We start from the raw sequence: 24,754 nt of genomic DNA, 5'->3' as shown, positions 1-24,754 counted from the left end.
CCTATTGCGGAGCTTCGAATGATCCAGGCAGATTTCATCATCATTGGCGGCGGTATCGCCGGCGCGTCCACCGGCTACTGGCTGTCGCCCCATGGCCGGGTGGTTGTGCTGGAACGTGAATCCCATCCCGCCTATCACTCCACCGGCCGCTCCGCGGCGCTCTATACCGCCGCCTACGGCACCGCCCAGGTGCGCGCCCTGACCCTGGCCAGCCGGGCCTTCTTCGACCACCCGCCGCAGGGTTTCTGCGAGCACCCGCTGCTGACCCCGCGGGGTGAAATGACCGTGGACTTCAACGGTGATCCGGCCGAGCTGAACAACCAGTACCTGAGCGCCAGGGCCACGGTGCCGGAGATGCAACTGCTGAGCGCCGACGAAGCCTGCGCGCGCCTGCCGATCCTGCGCCGGGAAAAGGTCCATGGCGCGCTCTACGACCCCAGCGCCAGCGATATCGACACCGACGCCCTGCACCAGGGCTACCTGCGGGGCATCCGCCGCAACCAGGGCCAGGTCTGCACCGACCATGAAGTGCTGGGGATCGAGCGCGACAGCCAAGGGCAGTGGCAGGTGCGAACGGCCGCTCAGGCGTTCAGTGCGCCGGTGTTGATCAATGCCGCCGGGGCCTGGGCCGACCACATCGGCACAATGGCCGGAGCCCGCGCCCTGGGCCTGCAGCCCAAGCGCCGCGCGGCTTTCATCTTCGCCGCCGCCGAAGGCCTGGACTTTCACCACTGGCCAATGCTGGTGAGCCTGGATGAATCCTTCTACATGAAGCCCGACGCCGGCATGTTCCTCGGCTCACCGGCCAATGCCGATCCGGTTGAACCCCACGATGTGCAACCCGAAGAACTGGACATTGCCCTGGGTATCCACCAGATCGAAGAAGCCACCACCCTGAGCATCCGTCGTCCGACCCGGACCTGGGCCGGGCTGCGCAGCTTTGTCAGCGACGGCGATCTGCTGGCCGGTTTCGACCTGCAGGTTCCGGGGCTGTTCTGGGTTGCCGGCCAGGGCGGCTACGGTATCCAGACCTCGCCGGCCATGGGCCAGGCCAGCGCCGCCCTGGTGCGAGGTGCCCCCTTGCCGGAACACCTGACCCGCTTCGGCCTCACGCCTGCCATGCTCTCCCCGGCCCGCCTCGACCGAACCACCGGTTGAGGCGCCCCCAACGATTGCGGCACACTCCCAGCGCCCGCTGCCGGCGGGCGCTGAAGCTGCCTGGAGTACGACCATGACCTCACCTGCAAAGGACCCTGCCCTGGACAATTTCCGGGCGATTGCCGATGCCATTGCCACCCTGTTCTTCCCCCATGCCGAGGTGGTGCTCCACGACCTGCGTACACAGAAGATCGACTACATCGCCAACAACCTGTCCAAACGCGAAGTGGGCGACGACGCAGCCCTGGAAGACCTGCTCAGCGGCGACCGCGACGAACGCAACATCGGCCCCTATGAAAAGCTCAACTGGGACGGACAGAAGATCCGCAGCCTCAGCAGCGTGCTGCGCGACAGCCAGGGTCAGCCCCAGGCGGTGCTGTGCATCAACCTGAACATCTCGCTGTTCGAAAACGCCAAGGCGGCGCTGGACCTGTTTCTGTCGCCGAGCAAACTGATTCCCCAGCCCGACTCGCTGTTTCGCGATGACTGGCAGGAGCGGATCAACACCTTCCTGCACAACTGGCTGCGCGAGCGCCAGCTGGGGCTGAACCTGCTGACCCGCGATCACAAGCGCGAACTGGTGCTGGCGCTGCACGCCGAGGGCGCCTTCAAGGGCAAGAGCGCCTCCAACTACGTGGCCAACGTGCTGAACATGGGCCGGGCGACGGTGTACAAGCACCTGAAGGAATTGAAGGGACAATAAAGGTTCACGAGCAAGCTCGCTCCTACGCGGAATTGCACAACACCTGTAGGAGCGAGCTCGCTCGCGAAGGCGTCCTCAAGAACGCCACAATGTCTCAATCCCCATAGATATCCGACTTGAAGTACTTGGCCTGGATCTTCTGATATTCACCATTGGCCCGAATATCCTCGATGGCCTTGTTCAACTCGCCCACCAGTTCACTGTTGCCCTTGCGCACGGCAATCCCGGCGCCCTCGCCGACGTACTTCGGATCTTTGAGCTCAGGCCCGACAAAGGCGTAGTCGGCCCCCCGGGGCATCGACAGAAAGTCGGCCAGCGGAATGCTGTCGGCAAAGATCGCGTCCAGGCGCCCGGCCGCCAGGTCCATGTAGATCTCCTCGTTGTTGCTGTAGCGCACCACCTTGATGCCCTTGGGCTCGAACACCTCCGTGGCATAGCGGTCGGTGGTGGTGGAGCGCTGCACGCCCACGGTCTTGCCCTTGAGGCTGGCGTACTGGTCGTCCACCTCGGCGCCCTTCTTCATCACCAGGCGCGACGACGTGAAGTAGTACTTGTGGGTGAAATCCACGGATTTGCGGCGCTCGGCGGTAATGGTCATGGAGGACAGCGCAGCGTCGATCTTCTTCACCTTCAGCGAAGGAATCAGGCCGTCGAACTCGCCCTCGATCCACTCGCACTTGACCTGCATCTGCGCGCACAGGGCATTGCCGATGTCGTAGTCGAAACCACCGATCTTGCCCTCGGCGGTCTTGAAGGCAAATGGCGGGTACGCCGCCTCGATGCCCAGGCGCAGGGTCTTTTCGGCCGCGAACAGGCTGCTGCACGCCAACAGGCTCAAGGCCAGGCCACTGATCAGGGGGAGTTTTTTCATGTTCGTTCTCTCGCGGGTTGTTGTTGGTTTGGCAAGACAGAAGGAAGAGGAGAAACAGGCGACGCTTTATTTGTACTTGTTAATCCATACTGGACTTTTACGTACATATCGTCAACGACGCGCGCAACGACTTATCCCCAGCGGTCGGCGGGAACAGTCGCAGTCGATTGCAGGTTGGATTGCGGCGGGCTCAGGTGCCGCCGGCAAGTATCAGGGGATCAGTCTTTCCAGCGCGCGGCCGCCGCATGGTCGCTGTCGCGACCTTCGACCCAGCGCGGGCCGTCGGCGGTGTTTTCCTTCTTCCAGAAAGGCGCCCGGGTCTTCAGGTAATCCATGACAAAGGCACAGGCATCGAACGCAGCCTGGCGATGGGCACTGGCCGCACCGACAAACACAATGGGCTCGCCCGGCTCCAGGGCGCCGATGCGGTGCAGCACTTCCAGTTGCAACAGCGGCCAGCGCTGCTCGGCTTCGGCGGCGATCTTGCCCAGGGCCTTTTCGGTCATGCCCGGGTAGTGCTCAAGAAACATGCCGTGGACATCCTGCCCATCATTGAAATCGCGCACGTAGCCGACAAAGCTGACCACCGCACCCACCCCGGTATCCGCGGCGTGCATGGCGTTGACTTCAGCCCCGGGATCGAACGCTGCTGACTGCACTCGAATCGCCATCTCAACCTCCGGTCACCGTGGGAAAAAACGCCACTTCGTCGCCGTCTTCCAGGGGTTCGTCCAGCTGGCACAGCTCTTCATTGCGGGCGCACATCAGGTTCTGCTCGGCCAATACCTCGGCCCCGTCCCGGGACAGCAACGCCTGGCGCACATCCTCGACCTGCTGGAACACGCCTTCGATCTCCAGCCCGTCAATGCCCAGGGCCTCGCGGTAGCGAGCGAAAAACTTCACCGAGATCTTCATGCCTGATCCGCCTGGTAATGGCCGCTCTTGCCGCCGAGCTTCTCCAGCACCCGAACGCTGTCGATGGTCATGCCCCGGTCCACCGCCTTGCACATGTCATAGATGGTCAGCGCGGCGACGCTGGCGGCGGTCAGCGCCTCCATTTCCACCCCGGTCTGCCCCGATAGCTTGCAACGCGCAACGATGTGCACGCAGTCCTCGCCTTCGGCACTGAGCTCGACCTTGACACTGGTGAGCATCAACGGATGGCACAGGGGGATCAGGTCACTGGTTTTCTTGGCCGCCTGGATCCCGGCGATGCGCGCCACGGCGAATACATCGCCCTTGGGGTGACCGCCGCTGACGATCATCTGCAGGGTTTGCGGAAGCATGCGTACCCGCGCTTCGGCCACCGCCTCGCGAAAGGTCACGGCCTTGTCGGTGACGTCGACCATATTGGCGCGCCCCTGGGAATCGAGATGAGTCAGCACGGCGTTACTCCTGATCTGGTGGCGGCGATTGTAAACCCGCGGGTCAGTTTTCCGCACCCTGCAGCCCCGCCCCCCGGGGGAAAACAATCCTGCCCGAGATGGTCAGCCGGCCTGTCTGGCCCAGGGTCCCAGAGGACGATCAGCGTGGCGAATACCCAGCATAAGAACAAAGAATTGGCGCCATTATATTAATAAAAGTACAACTTCCCGGAAAAAGGAAACGAAAAAACATGGCATTTCTAATATCAATCCTCCTAAGCCTCCTGGCCGGTTTCGCAGTACCACTACAAGCAGGAACCAATTCAAGACTTGGACACCTATTAGGCCATCCATTATGGGCCACCGGGGTATCACTACTTGTCAGCCTACTGGCACTTATTGCTGTAATAATCTTTATTAAAGTTCCTCGCCCCAACTTCGCAGCCGCTCAGGAAGGCCCCTGGTGGATCTGGATGGGCGGGATTGCCGGTGTGTTCTACATCACCGTCGCCCTACTGATGGCGCCACGCCTAGGGGCCCTCAACTTCATCATGACAGTGATTGTCGGACAACTGATCATTTCCTTGCTCATCGACTATTTCGGTTTGGTCGGTCTTCCACGCCAAACAATAAGCATGCAAAAACTCATTGGCGTACTAGTAGTCATTGGTGGATTCATCATTACCACTCGCGGCTAGCCATAAGAACAACGCAACAACCGATAACAACCAGAAACAACCTGCCCAACTATTTCCTCATCGGAAAGTTAATAACACTCAGCCGACCATATAGGTGAACAATGACCAGTCAAGCTGCAACTTATGACTCCATCGGTGAACGCTTTGAAGACTTTACCGACACCGCCTCGCAACGCTCGGTAGAAACCGAAACCTTCTTCCATATGGTGGGAGCCATCCAAGGCAAATCCGTCCTGGACCTGGCCTGCGGCTTCGGCTACTTCGGCCGCGAGCTTTACCACCAGGGCGCCAGCAAGGTGGTCGGGGTGGATATTTCCTCATCGATGATCGAACTGGCACGCAAGGAATCGGCACGCAACCAGGAGGCCATCGAGTATCACGTCGCCAACGTCTGCGACATGGGCGTACTGGGGCACTTCGACCGCGTCACTGCGGCCTGGCTGTTCAATTACGCGCAATCGCCACAAGAGCTGGAAAAGATGTTCAAGGTGGTGGCCAGGAACATGGTCCCCGGCGGCAAACTCATCGCCTACACCGTGGACCCGGGCTTCGAGTTGCAACGCGGCAACTTCACCAAGTACGGCGTCCACGTACTCAGCGAAGAACCCCATGCCGGTGGCTTCCGCCATCACGCCGAGTTCGTTACCCAACCGCCCAGCGCCTTCACCTTCCACCGCTGGAGCCGCGACACCTACGAGCACGCCATCCTCAAGGCCGGCTTCTCCAAGCTGCAGTGGCAGAAGCCAATCATCTCCGTCGCCAATCGTGCCAAGCATCCCGTCGGCTACTGGGACGATTTCGAGCGCAACTGCCTGCAAACCGGGCTGATCTGCACCCTGTGACCGCCCCTCTCCCCTCAACCAGATGCAGGACAAGAAGTACTATGAATTCCAAGGGTTTTGCTCACTGGCCAGTGTTCGACGGCCCCCTGACAGCCGAAATGACCGACAGGCAATTGATGGGCCTCGCGGAACACTTTCAGCCAGGCATCGAGCTTTCGCTGCCCCTGGCAGTCTGGCGGCAGTTGTCCGATAAATCGGCGGAGCAGTTGGCCCTGGGGGTGGAAAACCCTGACGCTCCTCTGTCATGGCGTCTGGCCTCGGCACGGCTGCTGGCACAGACCATGGACCCACGCCTGGATGTACTCAACCCGCCGATGATCACCATCGAAGGCGGCCAGGTCGAGATCGGCCTGGAGGAGTCGGCCATCGACCAGGTGCTGCAGCGCATGCAGGGCCTGGGGCTGGACCGCAGCTGGATCGAGAAGGAGGCCCCGCGCCACCGGGTGGAGCTCAAGCCCTACGCCATTGGCAAGTACCCGGTAACCAACCTGGAATACCGGGCATTCCTGGAGGATTCGCAGTACCCCGTCATCCCCGGCAACTGGCTTTTCGGCCAGTTCCCCAGCGAACGCGCCAACCATCCGGTCTATGGCCTGAGCGCCGGCGATGCCGACGTCTACTGCCAGTGGCTGGCGGCCCGTACCGGTCGCTCGTTCCGCCTGCCCAGCGAAGCGGAATGGGAGTTTGCCGCCGCCGGCCATGAAAACCTCGAATACCCCTGGGGCGACCAGTTTCTGCCCCTGCACGCCAACACCGCGGAAATGGGCCTGTTCGCCACCACCCCGGTAGGTGCCCTGCCCGAGGGCGCATCGCCCTTCGGCTGCATGGACATGGCCGGAAACGTCGAAGAATACGTGGCCGATGACTACGCCCCCTACCCCGGCGGCAACGCCGTCATCGACGACCTGGTGACCGTGGTCGGCACCCACCGGATTGCCCGCGGCGGCAGCTTCACGCGCTTTCGCGACTTGACCCGCAACTGCCGTCGACACGGCAAATACCCCAGGGAGATCTACGTGATGGGCTTCAGGCTCGCCGAGAGCCTCTGACCCGGCATTTCTACTTTTGCAACCAAACAATTACACGTTCAACGTCAAAGAACGGAAGGGATTTCCATGAACACACTCAGCATCAGAAACCAGGTCGACATCCCCCTGAACGACTCGCCCACCCCCGGCACTTTCTACAGTTTCAGCGGCCTGGAAGCGGCCCATGAACACATCCTGATCAAGCTGGGCCCCGCCAGCGAACACAGCCCCCTGGTGCGCATTCATTCCGAATGCCTGACCGGCGATGTCTTCAACTCCCAGCGCTGCGATTGCGGCCCGCAACTGAGCGAGTCCATCTCGCGCATGCAGGAAGAAGGCGGCTACCTCATCTACCTGCGCCAGGAAGGCCGGGGCATCGGCCTGTACGCCAAGCTGGATGCCTACCGCCTGCAAGACGGCGGCATGGACACCTTCGAAGCCAACAGCCACTTGAACTTCCCCGAGGACGGCCGGGACTTCTCCATGGCCGCCAGGATGCTCAAGGCCCTGGGCGTGCAGCACTGCCGCCTGATCACCAACAACCCGGACAAGGTCCAGGCCCTGAAGGACAACGGCATCATCGTGGACAGCACCATCCCCACCGGGGTCTTCCTCACCCGGCACAACAGCCACTACCTGCAAGCCAAGAAAGACAAGAAGCACCACCTCATCGATCTCATCAAATAGAAGAGCCTGCCTCCCCCGGAGCCCGCGGGCCGGGGGACGGCTGCCCGTCATCCGCCAACGCATTATTAAGGACAATAATCATGAGACATTTCGGGCCCATCAGCGGCATCGCCACGTTCAAGGACACCTACGTCGCCACCGCCGGCTACGACAACCAGGTGATCCTCTGGGATGCCAGGACCCGGACCCCGATCCAGCGGGTCCTTCACGATCACCTGGCCAACCAGTGCGCATTCAACGCCGCCGGCACGCTGCTGGTAAGCGCCAGCAGCGACTACACCGCGCGGGTCTGGGAAGTGCCGTCCCTGCGCCTGAAGACCGTGCTCATCGGCCATGACGACGACATCGAGATGGCCGCCTTCTCCCCGGACGGCCAGACCATCGCCACCTGCTCCCGGGACCACAGCATCCGCCTGTTCAACCTCAGCGGCCAGACCCTGCGGATCCTCCACGGCCACACCGCCGACGTGATCTCGGTGTGCTGGTCGGCCGACGGCCAGACCCTGGTGTCGAGCAGCGATGACGGTTCGATCCGGCGCTGGGATGCCAATACCGGGCAACAGCTGGAAACCATCGACCTGGGCGGCGTGGAAACCGACACCGTGGCCCTGTCCCGCGAGGGCATCATTTTCGCCGGCGACGACGAAGGCAAGATCTCCATCATCAGCCCCCGCGGCACCCTGCTGCAGCCCGCCCACAGCGCCGGGATCAAGCGCATCATCTGGGACGACAGCCAGCGCCTGCTGATCAGCCTCAGCTACGACCGCTCGGTCATGCTCTGGCACCTCAAGCAGGACGGCACCCTGGTCAAGACCGCGGAAACCTCCCTGCCGAGCATCATCTGGCCACGCAGTTGCGCGCTGCTGGGCAGCCATCGCATCGCCTTCGTCACCTTCGGCTCACGCTATGCCACCTGGGATTTCGCCACCCAGACCTGGGACCTCAGCGGCATCGAACCGGCGGTCAGCCTCAACGCCGTGGCGGTGGTCGGCGAAGACGTCTACAGCATCGGCGACGCCGGCATCCTGCACATCAACGGCCAACCCAGCATCAAGGCCGGCAGCCTGTGCAACTTCCTCCTGCCCTTTGGCGACAGTGTGTTGACCGGCGGCCAGATGGGCACGGTGTTCGACGCCCGCACCGGCGCCACCCTGTACCAGCACCGCTCGCCCCTGAACTGCGGCACCACCTTCATCAAGGACGGTGCCTTGCACGCAGCCATCGGCACCTACACCGGCGAAGCGCTGATCTTCTGCCTGGACCAGCAGCAGCCGCGCTTCGTCACCCAGGTGCGCATGCATGAGAACGCCATCAAAGGCATCGCCGCCGATGAAACCTACATTTTCAGCGTGTGCGCCACCGCAGCCGCGGCCTTCTTCCGGATTGCCGACTTCGGCCTGGAAACCTACCTGGACAAGGCCCACGAGCGGATCTCCAACGGCTGCACGCAGATCCAGGGCGGCTTCGCCAGCATCGGTCGCGACCTGAAACTGCGCCTGTGGCGCGATGGCGCCAGCGAGGTGTTCGACACGCCCCACAGCCACTCGATCAAGTGCATCGCCATCTCCCGCGACCGCTCGATGATCGCCACCGGCAGCTACGGCGGCACCGTGGCCGTCTTCGATCTGAAAAAGCGCGTCTGGGCCAGCGTGGAGAAACCCACCGCCAGCGGCATTTCCTGCCTGATCCATGACGCCAGCGGCGAAGGTTTCCTGGCCAGCGCCTACGACGGCCGGATCTACCCGATCACGCCCCCGGCCGCTGTCCAGTCGGCGCGCCCATGACCTACTTCAGCGAAGTCGACTTCCAGCACATGCAGCACGCCCTGTCCCTGGCAGAACGGGGCAGCCACTCCACCTGGCCCAATCCGCGGGTGGGTTGCGTGATCGCCCATGGCTCGCAAGTGGTCGGCGAAGGCTGGCATCGGCGGGCCGGCGGGCCCCACGCCGAGGTGTTCGCCCTGCGCCAGGCCGGTGGCCTGGCGCGGGGGGCCACCGCCTACGTGACCATGGAACCCTGCAGCCATGTCGGACGCACCGGTGCCTGCCATCAGGCCCTGATCGACAGCGGCGTGCACAGCGTGGTGGTGGCCCATCAGGACCCGTTCGAACAGGTCAACGGCCAGGGCATCGCCCAACTGCGCAACGCCGGAATCGAGGTGCGGGTCGGCCTGCTGGAATCGGCGGCCCAGGAGTTGAACCGCGGCTTTCTGTCCACGGTGCGGCGCCAGCGGCCCTGGGTGCAACTGAAAATGGGCATGAGCCTGGACGGGCGCACGGCCCTGGACAATGGGCGCTCGAAGTGGATCACCAGCACCCGGGCCCGGGCCGACGTGCAGTATTGGCGGGCCCGCAGCTCGGCGATCCTCACCGGCAGCGGTACCGTCCTGGCGGACGACCCACTGCTCACGGTACGCCAGCTGTCCTCCCCGGAGGCCCTGGCGCCAGTACGTGTGGTGCTCGACAGCCAGGGCCGGGTGCCCGCCACGGCGCGGGTGTTCAACGACCAGGCGCCGAGCCTGCACGTGGTGCACCGGGAGTGCCCGCTGGCCAGCAGCGACAGCGAGCAGGTCATGGCGCTGCCCGGGGACGACCAGGGCCTGCACCTTGAGCAGTTGCTGCACAACCTCAGCCAGCGCGGCCTGCACGACCTGCTGGTGGAAGCCGGCCCGACACTGGCCGGCAACCTGCTCAAGGCGCATCTGGTGGATGAGTTGCTGTTGTACGTGGCTCCGCGCCTGCTGGGGGATCTGGCCCGGCCGCTGGTGCACCTGCCGTGCTTCGACCGCCTGGAGGAGGCCCTGGACTTTGCCCTGTATGACGTCAGCCAGCTGGGGCCGGACCTGCGTCTGCGCCTGCGGCCGGCTCAGCCGCCGAGCGCGCTATGAGCGACCACCTGCTTGACCTGCTCACGCAACCAGACATGAGCCGGTTCATTGTCGAAACGCTGATGCCAGATCTGCACGAAGGGAAACGGCGGAATCGGCAACGGCGGTCGCAGCTGGATCAGGTCCTGGTTAAGCAGCGCTTCGTCCAGGGTGCGAGTGGCCACCGTGAGAATCAGGTCGGTGTTGTGAATCATGCTGGGGGCAGTGCGCCAATGGGGCACGCTCACGGCTATCCGCCGCTGCAGCCCTTCGTCGCGCAGCAGGCTGTCCACCTCGCCGTTGGCGCTGCCATCCATCGACACCAGGATGTGTGGCCGGGCCAGGTAGCTGTCCAGGTCCAGCGTGCCGTCGGCCGGCAACGTGCGTCGGTCGAGGAGGCAGGAGAAGGTTTCCTCGAACAGTACCTCGGTGGAAATGTCGCCGGACAGGTTGGGAAACACCCCCAGGGCCAGGTCGATCTTGCCCTGGGAAACCTGCTCGAACATTCCGTGCCGGGTGTCCTGGGTCACCACCAAGGTGGTGTTCGGCGCATCGCGGCGCAAACGCACCATCAGGTTGGGCAGCACCAACGCGGCGCCGTAGTCGGACATCGCCAGGGTGAAGATGCGCTGGGAACTGGCCGGGTCGAAGTCGATGGACTTGCCGAACAGGGTTTCGATCTGGCCGAGGATTTCCCGCAGCGGCTGCTGGATGTTCTGGGCCAGGGAACTGAGCACCAGTTCGCTGCCCCGGCGAATCAGGATCGGGTCATCCAGCAACCCGCGCAACTTGCTCAACGAGTGGCTGATGGCCGGCTGGCTCAAGTGCAGGCGCAAGGCCGTGCGGGTGACATGTTTTTCTGTCAGCAGGGCATCAAGCACCACCAGCAGGTTCAAATCGATATTGCGCAGTAAGACCGTGACCATCCTGTCATTTCCAACTCAGGGAGCAAGGTCCCAAAAGGAGCAACACATGCTGCAACTCAAACGAATTATTGAAACAGCCCTTTATGTGAACGATCTCGACATCGCGAAAGAATTCTACGCAAAAACCTTCCAGCTGGAAGTCATGGTCGAGAGTGATGTCCTCGTGGCGCTTAACATCGGCGGCCAGAATACCCTGTTGCTCTTCAAGCGGGGCGCCTCGCTGCACACCAAATACCTCAGCGGCGGCGAGATCCCGCCCCACGATGCCAGCGGGCGGATCCATGTGTGCTTTGCCATCGACAAACAGGACCTGCCCGGCTGGAAGGAACGCCTGGCCCGCTCCGGCATTCCCCTGGAAGGTCGTACCGAATGGCCCAAGGGCGGCTCCAGCATCTATTTCCGCGACCCGGATGAAAACCTCGTCGAGCTGCTCACCCCCGGTTGCTGGCCGATCTACTGAAACTGCAACTGACGTCAAGGAGTGAATGTCATGGTGTCCGTCGGTGTAACCAAGCCCCCCTCCCTGCGCGCATGGCTGGCGCTGATCGCGGCGCTGCTGACCGTCGGCCTGCTGGCCGGGTGGCTGTGGCACGGGGCCCGGCCCGGCCCCCAGGCCTATGCACAGGCACCGGTCAAGGTCGCCGTGGCCACGGCCAGTACCCTGCCCTTCCCGAACTACCTGGAAGCCATCGGCGAACTGGAGGCGATCCAGCAAGTCAGCGTGCCGGCGGAAATCGGCGGGCGCATCGTCAACCTGCCGATCCAGTCAGGGCAGCGGGTCGAACGCGGCCAGGTCCTGGTCCAGCTCAACGACGCGCCCCAGCGCGGCAACCTGGTGCGCCTGCAAGGGGAAATGGAAAACGCCCGGATCCGCCTCGAACGCTCGCGGCGCCTGGTGTCGGTCAACGCCACCTCCAGGGAAGCCTTCGACAATGCCCAGACCGAGCTGTCCACCGCCAAGGGCGCCTTGCAGGCGCTGACCGCGGAAATCGAGCAGCGCACCATCCGCGCGCCCTTTGCCGGCACCCTGGGCATTCGCAAGGTGCACCTGGGGCAATACGTGAACCCCGGGGACGTACTGATCAACCTGATTGGCGACAAGGGCCTGTACGTCAACTTCAGCGTGCCCGAGCAGGCGCTGGCCCAGGTCACGCCGGGGGCGACCCTGGAAGTGCTTCTCGACGCCCTGCCCGGGCAGGTGCTCAGCGCCAAAGTGAGCGCTGTCGATCCGTTTCTCGATCGCACCCGCACCCTGAGCATCCAGGCGCGCCTGCAAGACCCGCCAGCCAGCGCCCTGCCCCATATGTTCGCCCGTGTACGGCTGGCCCAGCCGCTGCCCAGCGGCACCTTGAGCGTGCCGGAAACCGCGGTGACCTATAACGCCTACGGCGAAGAGTTGTTCGTGGTCCAGCCGGCCAAGGATGCCCAGGGCGCACCGACGGTGCAGCGGGTATCGGTGAAAACCGGCGCGCGGCATGCCGGCCGGGTGGTAATCGACAGCGGCCTGGCGCCGGGCGCGCAAGTGGTGACGTCCGGGCAGATCAAGCTCAGTGACGGCGCCCCGATCGAACCGCAGCAGCACAGTGTGCTCAGCGATGCCGGCGGCAGTGCGACGACCCTGGCCGCAGGAGAAGAGCCGTGAAGTTCACCGATCTGTTTGTCCGCCGCCCGGTGCTGGCGCTGGTGGTCAGCCTGCTGATCCTGCTGGCGGGGCTCAAGGCCTACAGCAACCTGCCGGTGCGCCAGTACCCGTTGCTGGAAAGCTCGGTGATCAGCGTCACCACCGACTACCCCGGGGCGCCGGCTGAGCTGATGCAGGGCTTTGTCACCCAGCCGATCAACCAGTCCCTGGCCTCGGTGGAGGGGGTGGACTACGTCAGCTCGTCCTCGGTCCAGGGGCGCAGCCTGATCACCCTGCGCATGGCCCTCAACCAGGATTCGTCGAAGACCCTGAGCGAGGTGATCGCCAAGGTCAACCAGGTCAAGTACCGCCTTCCCGAGCAGGCCTACGACCCGGTGATCGAGCGTTCCGCCGGGGACGCCACCGCCGTGGCCTATGTCGGTTTCGCCAGCCGCTCGCTGTCCGCCTCGGCGCTGAGCGACTACCTCAGCCGGGTGGTACAGCCGCTGTTTTCCAGCATCGAGGGCGTGGCCAAGGTCGAGACCTTCGGCGGCCAGCGCCTGGCCATGCGCCTGTGGCTGGACCCGCAGCGCATGGCCGGCCACGGCGTCAGCGCGGCCCAGGTGGAACAGGCGATCCGCGCCAACAACTTCCAGGCCGCCCCCGGGCAGATCAAGGGCCAGTACGTGATCTCGTCGATCCAGGTCAACACCGACCTGAGCAACCTCGACGAGTTTCGCGACATGGTCATCAGCAACCGTGGCGACCACCTGCTGCGCCTGCGGGACATCGCCCGGGTCGAGCTGGGCTCGGCGTCCTATGAAACCAGTGCGCTGATGGACGGCAAGCCGGCGGTGCACCTGGGCCTGTATGCCACGCCCAAGGGCAACCCGCTGCTGATCGTCGCCGACATCAAGCGCCTGCTGCCGGAGATCCAGAAGACCCTGCCGCCGGGAGTGGAGGTGGCCCTGGCGTTCGAGACCGCCCACTTCATCCAGGCCTCGATCATCGAGGTCATCGAAACCCTGATCGAAGCCATCCTGATCGTGGTGGCGATCATCTACCTGTGCCTGGGCTCGGCCCGCAGCGTGCTGATCCCGGTGGTCAGCATTCCGCTGTCGATGGTCGGCGCACTGGCGCTGATGCACCTGTTCGGCTTCAGCATCAACCTCCTGACTCTGCTGGCCATGGTCCTGGCCATCGGCCTGGTGGTGGACGATGCCATCGTGGTCATGGAGAACATCCACCGCCACCTCAAGGAGGGTCGCACGCCGTTGCAGGCGGCCTTTGTCGGGGCCCGCGAAATCGCCTCGCCGGTGATCGCCATGACCATCACCCTGGCTGCGGTGTACATGCCCATCGGCCTGATGAGCGGGCTGACCGGCGCGCTGTTCAAGGAGTTCGCCCTGACCCTGGCCGGCGCGGTGCTGATCTCCGGGGTAGTGGCCCTGACCCTGACCCCGGTGATGTGCGCCACGCTGCTGCCGGCGGGGCAGCAGGAAGGCCGCATGAGCCGCTGGGCCGAGCAGTTCTTCCACTGGCTGGCACGTCTCTACCAGCACGGCCTGGTGCGTTCCCTGCGCTGGCGCGGCGCGGTCCTGGCGTTTGCCGCCCTGGTGCTGCTCAGCCTGCCGTGGCTCTACGGCCACGCCAGCAAGGAGCTGGCGCCCAACGAAGACCAGGGCAACCTGCTGCTGGCGATCAAGTCGCCGCAGCACGCCAACCTGGACTATGTCGAGCGCTATGCCTACCAGCTGGACGCGATCCTCCAGGGCCTGCCGGAAACCGTCAGCACCTGGATCATCAATGGCAGCGACGGCGTGGCTGCCAGTTTCGCCGGGGTCAACTTCAGCGAGTGGTCGCAACGCCAGCGCAGCGCGGCCAGCATCCAGCAGCAGTTGCAGCAGGAGGTCGATGCAGTCGAGGGCAACTCGATCTTCGTCTTCCAGTTGCCGCCGCTGCCGGCCTCCACCGGCGGCCTGCCGGTGCAACTGGTGATCCGCAGCACCGAGGACTACCGCTCGCTGTTCCAGGCCATGGAGGAGATCAAGCAGCAGGCCCGGGCCAGCGGCCTGTTCGCGGTGGTGGACAGCGATCTGGAGTTCAACAACCCGGTGACCGAGGTGCGCATCGATCGCAGCAAGGCCAACAGCCTGGGCATCCGCATGCAGGACATCGGCACCACCCTGGCGGTGCTGATCGGCGAGAACTACACCAACCGCTTCGCCCTGCAGGGCCGCTCCTACGACGTGATTCCCCAGAGCGCCGCGGCCCAGCGCCTGACACCCCAGGCCCTCAACGGCTTCTACGTGGAGACCGACAGCGGCACCCAGGTGCCGTTGTCCACCGTGGTCAGCCTGCATGACAGCATCCAGCCCAACAAGCTCAAGCAGTTCAACCAGCAGAATGCCGCGACCTTCCAGGGCATCCCCGCCCCGGGGGTCAGCCTGGGCCAGGCGGTGGCCTTCCTGCAGCAGCAAAGCCAGGCCCTGCCCGCCAGTTTCAGCCATGACTGGCAGGCCGATTCGCGACAGTTCATCCACGAAGGCAATGCCCTGCTGCTGACTTTCCTGTTCGCCCTCATCGTGATCTACATGGTGCTGGCCGCGCAGTACGAAAGCCTGAGCGACCCGCTGATCATCCTGATCACCGTGCCGCTGTCGATCTGTGGCGCGCTGATTCCCCTGGCGCTGGGGCTGGCGACCATCAATATCTACACGCAGATCGGCCTGGTGACCCTGATCGGCCTCATCAGCAAGCACGGCATCCTGATGGTGGAGTTCGCCAATGAACTGCGCGCCGCCCTGGGCTGCACTGCGGCCCAGGCGATTATCCGCGCGGCACGGATCCGCCTGCGGCCGATCCTCATGACCACCGCCGCCATGGTGGTGGGGCTGGTGCCGCTGCTGTTTTCTTCCGGCGCCGGCGCCAGCAGCCGTTTCGGCCTGGGGCTGGTGATCGTCATCGGCATGCTGGTGGGCACCCTGTTCACCCTGTTCGTGCTGCCGTCGATCTACAGCCTGATGGCACGCGCCCACAGTCGCTCCAGCGAGCTGGAGGAACTGCAGCAACTGGCCTGAGCCTGCGCCAGAAGTGCAACGGGCGGCCCAAGGGCCGCCCGTTGTGTTCCAGGGTGAGGTTACAAGTGGCTTTCGGCGTATTCCGCCAGGATCGAGCGCGGCACCCCTTGCAGGGTGATGTGCACGCCGTTGGGGAAGTCCTTGAAACGTTCGGTGAGGTAGGTCAGGCCAGAACTGGTGGCCGACAGGTAGGGGGTATCGATCTGTGCCAGGTTGCCCAGGCACACCACTTTGGAACCGGCGCCGGCACGGGTGATGATGGTCTTCATCTGGTGCGGGGTGAGGTTCTGGCATTCGTCGATCAGGATCAGGCTCTGCTGGAAGCTGCGGCCGCGGATGTAGTTCAGGGATTTGAACTGCAACGGCACCTTGCTGAGGATGTAGTCGACGCTGCCGTGGGTGTTCTCGTCATCCATGTGCAGGGCTTCGAGGTTGTCGGTGATGGCGCCCAGCCAGGGTTCCATCTTCTCCGCCTCGGTGCCGGGCAGGAAGCCGATCTCCTGGTCCAGCCCCTGCACGCTGCGGGTGGCGATGATGCGCCGGTAGCGCTTGCTGACCATGGTCTGCTCGATAGCGGCGGCCAGGGCCAGGATGGTCTTGCCCGAGCCCGCGGCGCCGGACAGGTTGACCAGGTGGATATCCGGATCGAGCAGCGCGTACAGCGCCAGGCCCTGGTAGATGTCCCGCGGTTTCAGGCCCCAGGCCTCCTGGTGCAACAGGGGCTCCTGATGCAGGTCGAGGATCAGCAGCACATCGGCGCGGATTTCCTTGATCCAGCCGACAAAGCCCTGTTCGTCGATGATGAATTCATTGATGTGCACCGCCGGCAGGTTGTCGATCAACTGCACCTGGTGCCAGGTACGGCCATGGTCCTGGCGGGTTTCCACCTTGCTTACGCGGTCCCAGAACGAGCCGCTCATGTTGTGGAAACCATTGGGCAGCAGGGAAACATCGTCCACCAGCTGGTCGGTGCTGTAGTCCTCGGCGGCGATCCCGCAGGCTCGCGCCTTGAGGCGCATGTTGATGTCTTTGGTCACCAGCACCACGGGCAGGTCCTTGTTGCGCGCGTGCAGGTCGATCAGCTGGTTGATGATGATGTTGTCGTTGAGGTTGTCCGGCAACAGGCTGGTGGGCTCGTTGCGCTTGCTCATGAGGATCGACAGCAAGCCCTTGGGCCCGCTCTTGCCACGCTGGATCGGTACGCCCAGCTCGACGTCCTCGGGTGAGGCTTCACCCAGGGTCTTGTCGATCAGGCGGATGGCCTGGCGGCATTCGGCGGCCACGCTGTGATGCCCGCTCTTGAGCTTGTCCAGCTCTTCGAGGACGGTCATGGGGATGGCGACGTGGTGTTCTTCGAAATTCAGTAAGGCGTTTGGATCGTGAATCAATACATTGGTATCGAGTACATAAAGGATTGGCTGGTTGGAAGAAGAGCTACGTCCGTGGTCATCCATACTCGGTCACCTTATGTGGGAGCCAGTCGACGCAATACCATGGGATATCGCGCCTCGAAGGGCCACCGAATTCACCCGCGGGGGTTCAGGTGACCTGCACACACAAGGAGTCTTGGGAGACGCCACCTGTGTCGCAGGTTTCGGCGGTCTGATTTCGTAATACTCCAAAAACCGTGACGGGAAAAAGCACTTTGACGCTTTTTTGATGTTTATTTTGCAGAGTGACGAATAGCCCTTGGCGAGTGGCCCGGGCACCGTTAAAGTCGGAAGTCCGCCTGCCTCGAAATCCCGCTATTTTTCCCCTCTTCAGCCGCCATTTCTCCCTGTTTGCGCAGGCTGTTTCGTTTCAGCGAAATGCATCCTGGCAGTCTTCCCAACCGATGCCGCTCTGCGCGGTCTGGGCCAGCAACCAGGGCAGGCTGCTCTTGACCCCATCCTGCTTGGCATTGAAGGCGATCACCCCGCGTCGCCACAGCAGCATCAAGGTCAACACTCTTTGCCCGCTGTCCTCGGCCTTGAGCTTGCCGGCGCCGTCCTGGGCGTCGATGTCCCATAGCGCCACCTGCATGCCCTGGGCATTGAAGAAGCCCTGGGCGTCGGCGCGACGCTGGCCATAGGGCGGGCGGAACAGCGGTACGTAGTTTTCCGGCAGCTTGCTTTTCACCAGGTCGGCGCTGCGCTGGATCGAGTACTGCCAGTCCTGCCAATGGCTGTGGGAACGGAATTCCCACCCCTGGACCCCAACGCACTGCCGGGAATACAGGGATTGCAGGCTGGCCACCGAAGCCTTGTCGAGACGGTTCTGGATATCGTTGCCAAGAACGAAGAAGGTGCCGCTGAGGTTGGCCTTGCGCAGGTAGTTGGTGAGCCAGGGCGTGTTGTCCGGCGCCAGGTTGGCGGCGCTGTCGAAGGTCAGCAGAAACAGCCGGTCATTGAGCTCGTCGCCATTGCGCTCGTAGTCGCCAAAGCGCAGCACTTCGCTGCTGGTCTGCGGTGACAGCGCGGCCTTGCGCAGCAATTCGTCCAGGTACTGCTCGTGGAAGGTCCGGCTCGGCTCGCCCCAGCGCGCGTAGTAGGAGTCCTGCGCCAGATGGAACTTGCCGGCCTGCTTGCGCAACTGCTGCATGTTTTCCACCAGGTAACAGAAGGACGCGTCCTGGTCGCAGCTCTGCTGGGCGAAGTTGTAGTTATCCAGCAGGCGCTGCCACAGATGTTCGCGCAGCTCAGAGATCGCCTCCATGTTGATCATCCGCAGGCCCAGGCGCTGCTTCATCGAGGCCTCGTCCCAGGCTTCGCTGATCAGCAAGGCGCGAGCGAAGGAGAGGATCTCGGCCCGCGAGGCGACGTCGAACAGGGTCGGATTGTCGAGCTTTTCCGGCCAGGTGCTGCGGTCCAGGGTCGCCACATCATTGGGCGCTGCCAGCACGCTGAAACTCATAAGCCAGGCCGAGAAGAGAAACGCGATACGCAAAAGGGATGCCTCCAGAACAAAACCCGCGCCGCACTATAGCCGATCTGTGCCAGGAATCAGGGCCCCTTCGCCGGCAAGCCGGCTCCTACAGGCTCGTGCGGGAGCCGGCTTGCCGGCGAACCGCGATCAGCGGTCATGACTATCGCCATCATAGGTGGAGTCCGGGCGCCCGAGCCCCTAGAATCCCCCGACGCCAAAAGGAGACGACCCCATGCTGATGGTGATTTCACCCGCCAAGACCCTCGATTACGAAACACCGCCGGTTACCCAGCGCTTCACCCAGCCGCAATACCTCGACCACTCCCAGGAACTGATCCAGCAACTGCGGGAACTGACCCCGGCGCAGATCAGCGAGCTGATGCACGTATCCGACAAGATCGGCGGGCTCAACGCCGCGCGCTTCGGTAGCTGGACCCCGGCCTTCACTCCAGACAACGCCAAGCAGGCACTGCTGGCGTTCAAGGGCGACGTCTATACCGGGCTCAACGCCGAAACCCTCAGCGAGGCGGATTTCGACTACGCCCAGCAGCACCTGCGCATGCTTTCCGGCCTGTACGGCCTGCTGCGCCCCCTGGACCTGATGCAGCCCTATCGCCTGGAAATGGGCACCAAGCTGGCCAACGCCCGGGGCAAGGACCTGTATGCCTTCTGGGGCACCCGTATCAGCGAATGGCTGAACGAGGCCCTGGCCGAGCAAGGTGACGACCTGCTGCTGAACCTGGCTTCCAACGAGTACTTCTCGGCGGTCAAGCGCACGGCCCTGAACGCGCGGATCATCAATACCGAGTTCAAGGACCTGAAGAACGGCCAGTACAAGATCATCAGTTTCTATGCCAAGAAAGCCCGTGGCCTGATGAGCCGCTTCGTCATCCAGGAGCGCATCAACGACCCCGCTCAGCTCAAGCAATTCGACGTCCAGGGCTACCGCTTCAGCGCGGAGCAGTCCAAAGCCGACAACTTGGTATTCCTGCGCGACCACGCACCGGAATAAAGCGTTCCCCTGCCGCGCTCGCTTCCAACCGGCGAGCGCGCCAGAATGTGATCATCCGCACATTCCCCGCCTTTAATAAGCCAATTTTCTGGCGCCATAGAACTTTCAGCGTTTTGCCTAACTTTTATTTCACTCGACAGCCCTGATTTTTTTCAGTAGTGGCACCACTTTTTTTATTCGGTAGTGGCACAAAAATATCCCCTCGCTTCAACTCCCCATAACTAAAGGCTCAAACCGTTAGTGCTATCAGTTTGAGAGCAGTGCCATCTTTCTCAATATTTCAAGAAATTTCGAAAAACAGGATGAGCGGGCAGGAACTATGCCTTCAGACACCGCTCATACCACCGGTAACGATTCTCAACGAGGTTGTAGGAGATGACTTACACGTACTCATGAGGAACTAATCAAGTTTCAACATTGATTTGACCAACGAGTCACAAACTTGAACTAAAGGGTAAACAAACGGAGATAAGGCACCTCAACTATCCCCTAACGAGCCAAGGAACAGCTGGCCTTCAAGGCCCCCGAAAACAACTGGAGAGCCCGTACTACGTGGCATCCAGCCATCCACAGGAACGCGGATGGTTTTTCTCGAGGGACCTGCAGCAGGAGCCGCCGGCAACATTCAAGGGCAAGTCAAAACAACATGGATCGGTTGCGCACAACTTGAGTGCATTTATTTAGTCACTCGGAACTTAGTCTGCCTGCACACGGTACTACAGCGTACTTCGCTGGACTTCCGAGTGCGCAACAACAGCTGGCAAACATTAACTCCGGCCATCTAATGGCGTGAATAACACAGAGGTAAATGCGATGCGCATCAGCATATTTGGTTTGGGTTACGTCGGTGCAGTATGTGCCGGTTGCCTGTCCGCACGGGGCCATGAAGTGGTTGGCGTAGATATCTCCAAAGACAAGATCGACCTGATCAACGCCGGCAAGTCGCCGATCGTCGAACCGGGCCTGGGTGAACTTCTGGCGCAAGGAATCCAGACCGCTCGTCTGCGTGGCACCACCAACTTCGCCGAGGCCATTCGCGATACCGACCTGTCGATGATCTGCGTCGGTACCCCGAGCAAGAAGAACGGCGACCTGGAACTGGACTACATCGAATCGGTGTGCCGCGAGATCGGTTTCGTCCTGCGCGACAAGGCCACCCGACACACCATCGTGGTGCGCAGCACCGTGCTGCCGGGCACCGTGAAGAACGTGGTGATCCCGATCCTCGAAGACTGCTCGGGCAAGAAGGCCGGGGTGGATTTCGGCGTCGCGGTGAACCCCGAGTTCCTGCGTGAAAGCACCGCGATCAAGGACTACGACTTCCCGCCCATGACCGTGATCGGCCAGTTCGACCAGGCCTCCGGTGATGTGCTGCAAGCGCTGTACGAAGAGCTCGATGCACCGATCATCCGCAAGGACATCGAAGTCGCCGAGATGATCAAGTACACCTGCAACGTCTGGCACGCCACCAAGGTCACCTTCGCCAACGAGATCGGCAACATCGCCAAGGCGGTGGGCGTGGACGGCCGTGAAGTGATGGACGTGGTCTGCCAGGACAAGACCCTCAACCTGTCCCAGTACTACATGCGCCCGGGCTTCGCCTTCGGCGGCTCGTGCCTGCCCAAGGACGTGCGCGCCCTGACCTACCGCGCCGGCTCCCTGGACATTGAGGCGCCCCTGCTCAACTCGCTGATGCGCAGCAATGAATCCCAGGTGCAGAACGCCTTCGACATCGTTTCCAGCCATGACAAGCGCAAGGTCGCCCTGCTGGGCCTGAGCTTCAAGGCCGGCACCGACGACCTGCGCGAGAGCCCGCTGGTGGAACTGGCGGAAATGCTCATCGGCAAGGGCTTCGACCTGAGCATCTACGACAGCAACGTCGAGTACGCCCGGGTTCACGGCGCCAACAAGGACTACATCGAGTCGAAGATCCCCCACGTTTCGTCCCTGCTCAACTCGGACTTCGACGCGGTAATCGGCAACTCCGACGTGATCATTCTCGGCAACCGCGACGAGAAGTTCCGCGCCCTGGCCGAAGACGTGCCCCACGGCAAGCAGGTCATCGACCTGGTGGGCTTCATGTCCAAGGCTACCTGCAGCAAAGGCCGTACCGAAGGGATCTGCTGGTAAGGGTTCGCCAGCCAGCCGGCTCCTACCCCATCCCCGTAGGAGCTGGCTGGCCAGCGATCTGGCCCTCCCAGATCTCCATGCCTGCCTTAACCCCCCTCGGGCCACCCCACAGGCTCGCCCGAGACCTTGATGGACGCAGATTATGCACAGGCTAAAGCACGGCCTGCTTCAGGCCGCCGGTTGGCTGTTCTACTCGAGTTTGCTGATGGGCATGGCCTTGTTGCTGCCCGCCTCGACCTTCGACTCACAGTCCAAGGACTTCATTTTCCTGATTGGCGCCGTGGGCATCTGGCGCTACTCGATGGGTGCCACGCACTTCGTGCGCGGCATGCTGTTTCTCTACGTGGTCTACCCGCACCTGCGGCGCAAGGTGCGCAAGCTCGGCAGCGCGGCGGACCCGTCCCATGTGTACCTGATGGTCACCAGCTTCCGGATCGACGCGCTGACCACCGCCCAGGTCTACGGCTCGGTCATCCGTGAAGCCATCGACTGCGGCTTCCCCACCACCGTGGTCTGCTCGATCGTGGAAATGTCCGACGAGCTGCTGGTGAAAAGCTTGTGGGCGCGGATGAACCCGCCGGAGCGGGTCAAGCTGGACTTCGTGCGCATCCCCGGCACCGGCAAGCGTGATGGCCTGGCCTTCGGCTTTCGTGCCATCTCCCGCCACCTGCCGGACAGCCGCGCCGTGGTAGCGGTGATCGACGGCGACACCGTGCTCGGCGAAGGCGTGGTACGCAAGACCGTGCCCTGGTTCCAGCTGTTCGGCAATGTCGGCGGCCTGACCACCAACGAATTCTGCGAAGTGCGCGGCGGCTACATCATGAGCGAATGGCACAAGCTGCGCTTCGCCCAGCGCCACATCAACATGTGCTCCATGGCCCTGTCCAAGCGCGTGCTGACCATGACCGGGCGCATGTCGGTGTTTCGCGCCACCGTGGTCACCGACCCGGACTTCATCGCCGACGTGGAAAGCGACTCCCTGCAGCACTGGCGCCTGGGCCGCTTCAAGTTCCTTACCGGCGACGACAAGTCCAGCTGGTTCAGCCTGATGCGCCTGGGCTACGACACCTTCTACGTGCCTGACGCGGCAATCAACACCGTGGAGCACCCGCCGGAGAAGAGCTTCATCAAGGCCAGCCGCAAGCTGATGTTCCGCTGGTACGGCAACAACCTGCGGCAGAACTCCCGGGCCCTCGGCCTGGGCATGAAACGCCTGGGGCTGTTCACCAGCGTGGTGCTGTTCGACCAGCGCGTGTCGATGTGGACCTCGCTGCTGGGCCTGACCGTGGCGATCATCGCCAGCTTCAAGTACGGCACCGCCTTCATCCTGGCCTACCTGCTGTGGATCGGCATTACCCGCCTGATCCTGACCCTGCTGCTGTCCTGCTCGGGGCACCGCATCGGCCCGGCCTACCCCTTGATTCTCTATTACAACCAGATCGTCGGCGCGCTGGTGAAGATCTACGTGTTCTTCCGCCTCGACCAGCAATCCTGGACCCGCCAGGACACCAAGCTGACCCGCGACCTGGCCAGTTTTCAACGTTGGTTCAACACCTGGTCGTCTCGGACCATGACCTTCTCGGCCGGCAGCGTGTTCGTCGCTGTCCTGCTGCTGATGGTCTGAACCGCCTTGCCTGAATTAACTAGGAAATCGACTCTATGAACACCGCCGTGAACGTCAATGTAGTGCATGAATCCGAAGCCCAACGCCAGCACGCCCGGGTCAAGATCCCGGCCAAGCTGCGCTTCTTCGGAACCGAGGCCAAGCCTCTTGAAGTGCGGGTCCACGACCTCTCCGCCGGCGGCCTGAGCTTCAACGCCGGGCAGCAGATGCTGACCGTGGGCGAAGTGCACAAGGGCCGCCTGCAATTTGTCATCGACAACCTCGGCCTGGCCATGGACGTCGAGCTGCAGGTCCGCTCCTTCGATCGCCAGAGCGGCCGGGTCGGTTGCCAGTTCCAGAACCTCGAACCCCAGGACATCTCCACCCTGCGCCACCTGATCACCTCGCACCTGGCCGGCGACATCGTCAGCATGGGCGACGTGCTCGCCACCCTGCAGCGGGACAACTTCACCAAGGCGCGCAAGAACAAGGACAGCGGCAGCGGCATGACTCCGCTGGGGCGCCTGCGGGCGGTGACCTTCAGCGCCGGGATCTTCATCGTCGGCCTTGCCGCCTTCGGTTTCATCCTCAAGTCGGTGTACGGCATGTACTTCGTCAGCCACGCCGAGGCCGGCCTGGTCAACGTTCCGGGGATGAACGTCACCATGCCGCGCGACGGCACCGTGCAGAGCCTGGTGCAGACCGATGGCAGCGTTGCCAAAGGCGCGCCCCTGGCCAGCTTCAGCACCAGCATGCTGGACGTGCTCAAGGGCCACCTGGACGAAAACCAGCTGCAACCGGCCAAGGTCGAGGAACTGTTCGGCAAGCAGATGACCGGCACCCTGACCTCCCCCTGCGACTGCACCGTGGCCCAGCAACTGGTGGCCGACGGGCAGTACGCCAGCAAGGGCGACGTGATCTTCCAGCTGGTGCCGCGCAATAGCCTGGCCAATGTCGAGGCGCGGTTCTCCTACCGCCAGTTCGGCGACGTGCGCCCGGGCACCAAGGTCAACTTCCAGATCGCCGGCGAGGATGAAGTGCGCACCGGCACCATCGTCAGCAGCGCCAGCCTCAACAGCAACGACCTGTCCTCCGACATCCGCGTACAGATCAAGCCCGACGCGCCCCTGAGCAGCGCCTTCGCCGGCCGCCCGGTGGAAGTCAGCAGCGACCGCGGACCATCGATGAACTGGCTGATCGACAAAGCCATGGCTGCGGGTCTGTAACCATGAGAGTGCCTACCCAGCTCCCTGTAGCCGCT

General features: G+C 63.0%; 22 protein-coding genes. 15 read left to right on the top strand and 7 right to left on the bottom strand.

Annotated features, from left to right (window positions below; all coding sequences use genetic code 11):
• The first annotated feature begins 18 nt into the window (after positions 1–18).
• Positions 19–1,158 (top strand): NAD(P)/FAD-dependent oxidoreductase, encoded by a 1,140-nt coding sequence (locus AC1RGE_RS12595; protein ID WP_019094753.1) that lies wholly within the window; start codon positions 19–21, stop codon positions 1,156–1,158.
• Positions 1,159–1,231: 73 nt separating this feature from the next.
• On the top strand, positions 1,232–1,861 hold the full coding sequence (locus AC1RGE_RS12590; RefSeq protein ID WP_011059395.1) for a helix-turn-helix transcriptional regulator: 630 nt from the start codon (positions 1,232–1,234) through the stop codon (positions 1,859–1,861).
• 94 nt (positions 1,862–1,955) lie between these two features.
• Here the strand turns inward: AC1RGE_RS12590 and AC1RGE_RS12585 are convergent, their stop codons facing one another.
• The 4 genes from AC1RGE_RS12585 to moaC all read right to left on the bottom strand — a co-directional run bounded on the left by AC1RGE_RS12585 (position 1,956) and on the right by moaC (position 4,117).
• Entirely contained in the window at positions 1,956–2,732 is a 777-nt protein-coding gene (locus AC1RGE_RS12585; RefSeq protein ID WP_492584381.1) for an ABC transporter substrate-binding protein, read from the bottom strand.
• Positions 2,733–2,950: 218 nt separating this feature from the next.
• Positions 2,951–3,403, bottom strand: coding sequence for a molybdopterin synthase catalytic subunit MoaE (moaE, locus tag AC1RGE_RS12580; protein WP_015634248.1), 453 nt, complete (start codon positions 3,401–3,403; stop codon positions 2,951–2,953).
• A 1-nt stretch (position 3,404) separates the two neighbouring features.
• Complete coding sequence (locus tag AC1RGE_RS12575; RefSeq protein WP_011059392.1) at positions 3,405–3,647, bottom strand: MoaD/ThiS family protein; 243 nt, start codon at positions 3,645–3,647, stop codon at positions 3,405–3,407.
• Positions 3,644–4,117 carry a cyclic pyranopterin monophosphate synthase MoaC gene (moaC, locus tag AC1RGE_RS12570; RefSeq protein ID WP_011059391.1) on the bottom strand — a complete coding sequence of 158 codons (474 nt, stop codon included), beginning with the start codon at positions 4,115–4,117 and terminating at the stop codon, positions 3,644–3,646. Before moaC ends, AC1RGE_RS12575 begins: the two co-directional genes overlap by 4 nt.
• A 230-nt stretch (positions 4,118–4,347) precedes the next feature.
• On the opposite strand from moaC, the gene AC1RGE_RS12565 reads away from it, so the two are divergent.
• The 6 genes from AC1RGE_RS12565 to ribD all read left to right on the top strand — a co-directional run bounded on the left by AC1RGE_RS12565 (position 4,348) and on the right by ribD (position 10,238).
• On the top strand, positions 4,348–4,794 hold the full coding sequence (locus AC1RGE_RS12565; RefSeq protein WP_011059390.1) for a DMT family transporter: 447 nt from the start codon (positions 4,348–4,350) through the stop codon (positions 4,792–4,794).
• Between the two features lie 101 nt (positions 4,795–4,895).
• Positions 4,896–5,636: a class I SAM-dependent methyltransferase gene (locus AC1RGE_RS12560; protein ID WP_011059389.1), complete on the top strand. Its 741-nt coding sequence runs from the start codon at positions 4,896–4,898 to the stop codon at positions 5,634–5,636.
• 41 nt (positions 5,637–5,677) lie between these two features.
• Complete coding sequence (locus AC1RGE_RS12555) at positions 5,678–6,685, top strand: formylglycine-generating enzyme family protein (RefSeq protein WP_185066773.1); 1,008 nt, start codon at positions 5,678–5,680, stop codon at positions 6,683–6,685.
• A 66-nt stretch (positions 6,686–6,751) separates the two neighbouring features.
• Positions 6,752–7,351, top strand: coding sequence for a GTP cyclohydrolase II (locus tag AC1RGE_RS12550; protein ID WP_011059387.1), 600 nt, complete (start codon positions 6,752–6,754; stop codon positions 7,349–7,351).
• Positions 7,352–7,431: 80 nt separating this feature from the next.
• Complete coding sequence (locus AC1RGE_RS12545) at positions 7,432–9,135, top strand: WD40 repeat domain-containing protein (protein ID WP_015634244.1); 1,704 nt, start codon at positions 7,432–7,434, stop codon at positions 9,133–9,135.
• On the top strand, positions 9,132–10,238 hold the full coding sequence (ribD, locus tag AC1RGE_RS12540) for a bifunctional diaminohydroxyphosphoribosylaminopyrimidine deaminase/5-amino-6-(5-phosphoribosylamino)uracil reductase RibD (RefSeq protein WP_011059385.1): 1,107 nt from the start codon (positions 9,132–9,134) through the stop codon (positions 10,236–10,238). Before AC1RGE_RS12545 ends, ribD begins: the two co-directional genes overlap by 4 nt.
• Here ribD and AC1RGE_RS12535 read toward each other — a convergent pair.
• Complete coding sequence (locus AC1RGE_RS12535) at positions 10,217–11,143, bottom strand: LysR family transcriptional regulator (RefSeq protein ID WP_011059384.1); 927 nt, start codon at positions 11,141–11,143, stop codon at positions 10,217–10,219. The two genes, ribD and AC1RGE_RS12535, sit on opposite strands and share 22 nt — an antisense overlap.
• A gap of 46 nt (positions 11,144–11,189) precedes the next feature.
• Here AC1RGE_RS12535 and AC1RGE_RS12530 point away from each other — a divergent pair, with 46 nt between their 5' ends.
• The 3 genes from AC1RGE_RS12530 to AC1RGE_RS12520 are packed head-to-tail and all read left to right on the top strand — an operon-like array spanning position 11,190 to position 15,844.
• Positions 11,190–11,603: a VOC family protein gene (locus AC1RGE_RS12530; RefSeq protein ID WP_011059383.1), complete on the top strand. Its 414-nt coding sequence runs from the start codon at positions 11,190–11,192 to the stop codon at positions 11,601–11,603.
• Positions 11,604–11,633: 30 nt separating this feature from the next.
• Positions 11,634–12,785, top strand: coding sequence for an efflux RND transporter periplasmic adaptor subunit (locus tag AC1RGE_RS12525; RefSeq protein WP_015634242.1), 1,152 nt, complete (start codon positions 11,634–11,636; stop codon positions 12,783–12,785).
• Complete coding sequence (locus tag AC1RGE_RS12520) at positions 12,782–15,844, top strand: MexW/MexI family multidrug efflux RND transporter permease subunit (protein WP_011059381.1); 3,063 nt, start codon at positions 12,782–12,784, stop codon at positions 15,842–15,844. Before AC1RGE_RS12525 ends, AC1RGE_RS12520 begins: the two co-directional genes overlap by 4 nt.
• Positions 15,845–15,903: 59 nt before the next feature.
• Here the strand turns inward: AC1RGE_RS12520 and AC1RGE_RS12515 are convergent, their stop codons facing one another.
• Together AC1RGE_RS12515 and AC1RGE_RS12510 are read right to left on the bottom strand one after the other, a co-directional pair.
• Positions 15,904–17,298: a PhoH family protein gene (locus tag AC1RGE_RS12515; RefSeq protein ID WP_011059380.1), complete on the bottom strand. Its 1,395-nt coding sequence runs from the start codon at positions 17,296–17,298 to the stop codon at positions 15,904–15,906.
• Positions 17,299–17,644: 346 nt separating this feature from the next.
• On the bottom strand, positions 17,645–18,769 hold the full coding sequence (locus AC1RGE_RS12510) for a polysaccharide deacetylase family protein (RefSeq protein WP_492584380.1): 1,125 nt from the start codon (positions 18,767–18,769) through the stop codon (positions 17,645–17,647).
• 211 nt (positions 18,770–18,980) lie between these two features.
• On the opposite strand from AC1RGE_RS12510, the gene yaaA reads away from it, so the two are divergent.
• The 4 genes from yaaA (at position 18,981) to AC1RGE_RS12490 (ending at position 24,719) form a co-directional block, all read left to right on the top strand.
• Positions 18,981–19,760, top strand: a complete 780-nt coding sequence (gene yaaA, locus AC1RGE_RS12505; RefSeq protein ID WP_011059378.1) for a peroxide stress protein YaaA — start codon at positions 18,981–18,983, stop codon at positions 19,758–19,760.
• Positions 19,761–20,573: 813 nt separating this feature from the next.
• Entirely contained in the window at positions 20,574–21,890 is a 1,317-nt protein-coding gene (locus AC1RGE_RS12500; protein WP_011059377.1) for a nucleotide sugar dehydrogenase, read from the top strand.
• Positions 21,891–22,032: 142 nt separating this feature from the next.
• Positions 22,033–23,514: a mannuronan synthase gene (gene alg8 / locus AC1RGE_RS12495; protein ID WP_011059376.1), complete on the top strand. Its 1,482-nt coding sequence runs from the start codon at positions 22,033–22,035 to the stop codon at positions 23,512–23,514.
• A gap of 35 nt (positions 23,515–23,549) precedes the next feature.
• Positions 23,550–24,719 (top strand): alginate biosynthesis protein Alg44, encoded by a 1,170-nt coding sequence (locus AC1RGE_RS12490; protein ID WP_011059375.1) that lies wholly within the window; start codon positions 23,550–23,552, stop codon positions 24,717–24,719.
• The last annotated feature ends 35 nt before the right edge of the window (positions 24,720–24,754 follow it).

It is taken from the genome of Pseudomonas sp. GW823-FHT02C05 (assembly GCF_058797595.1).
Note: the sequence above shows the minus strand (reverse complement) of the source record. Positions and strands in the feature narration are given on the sequence as shown.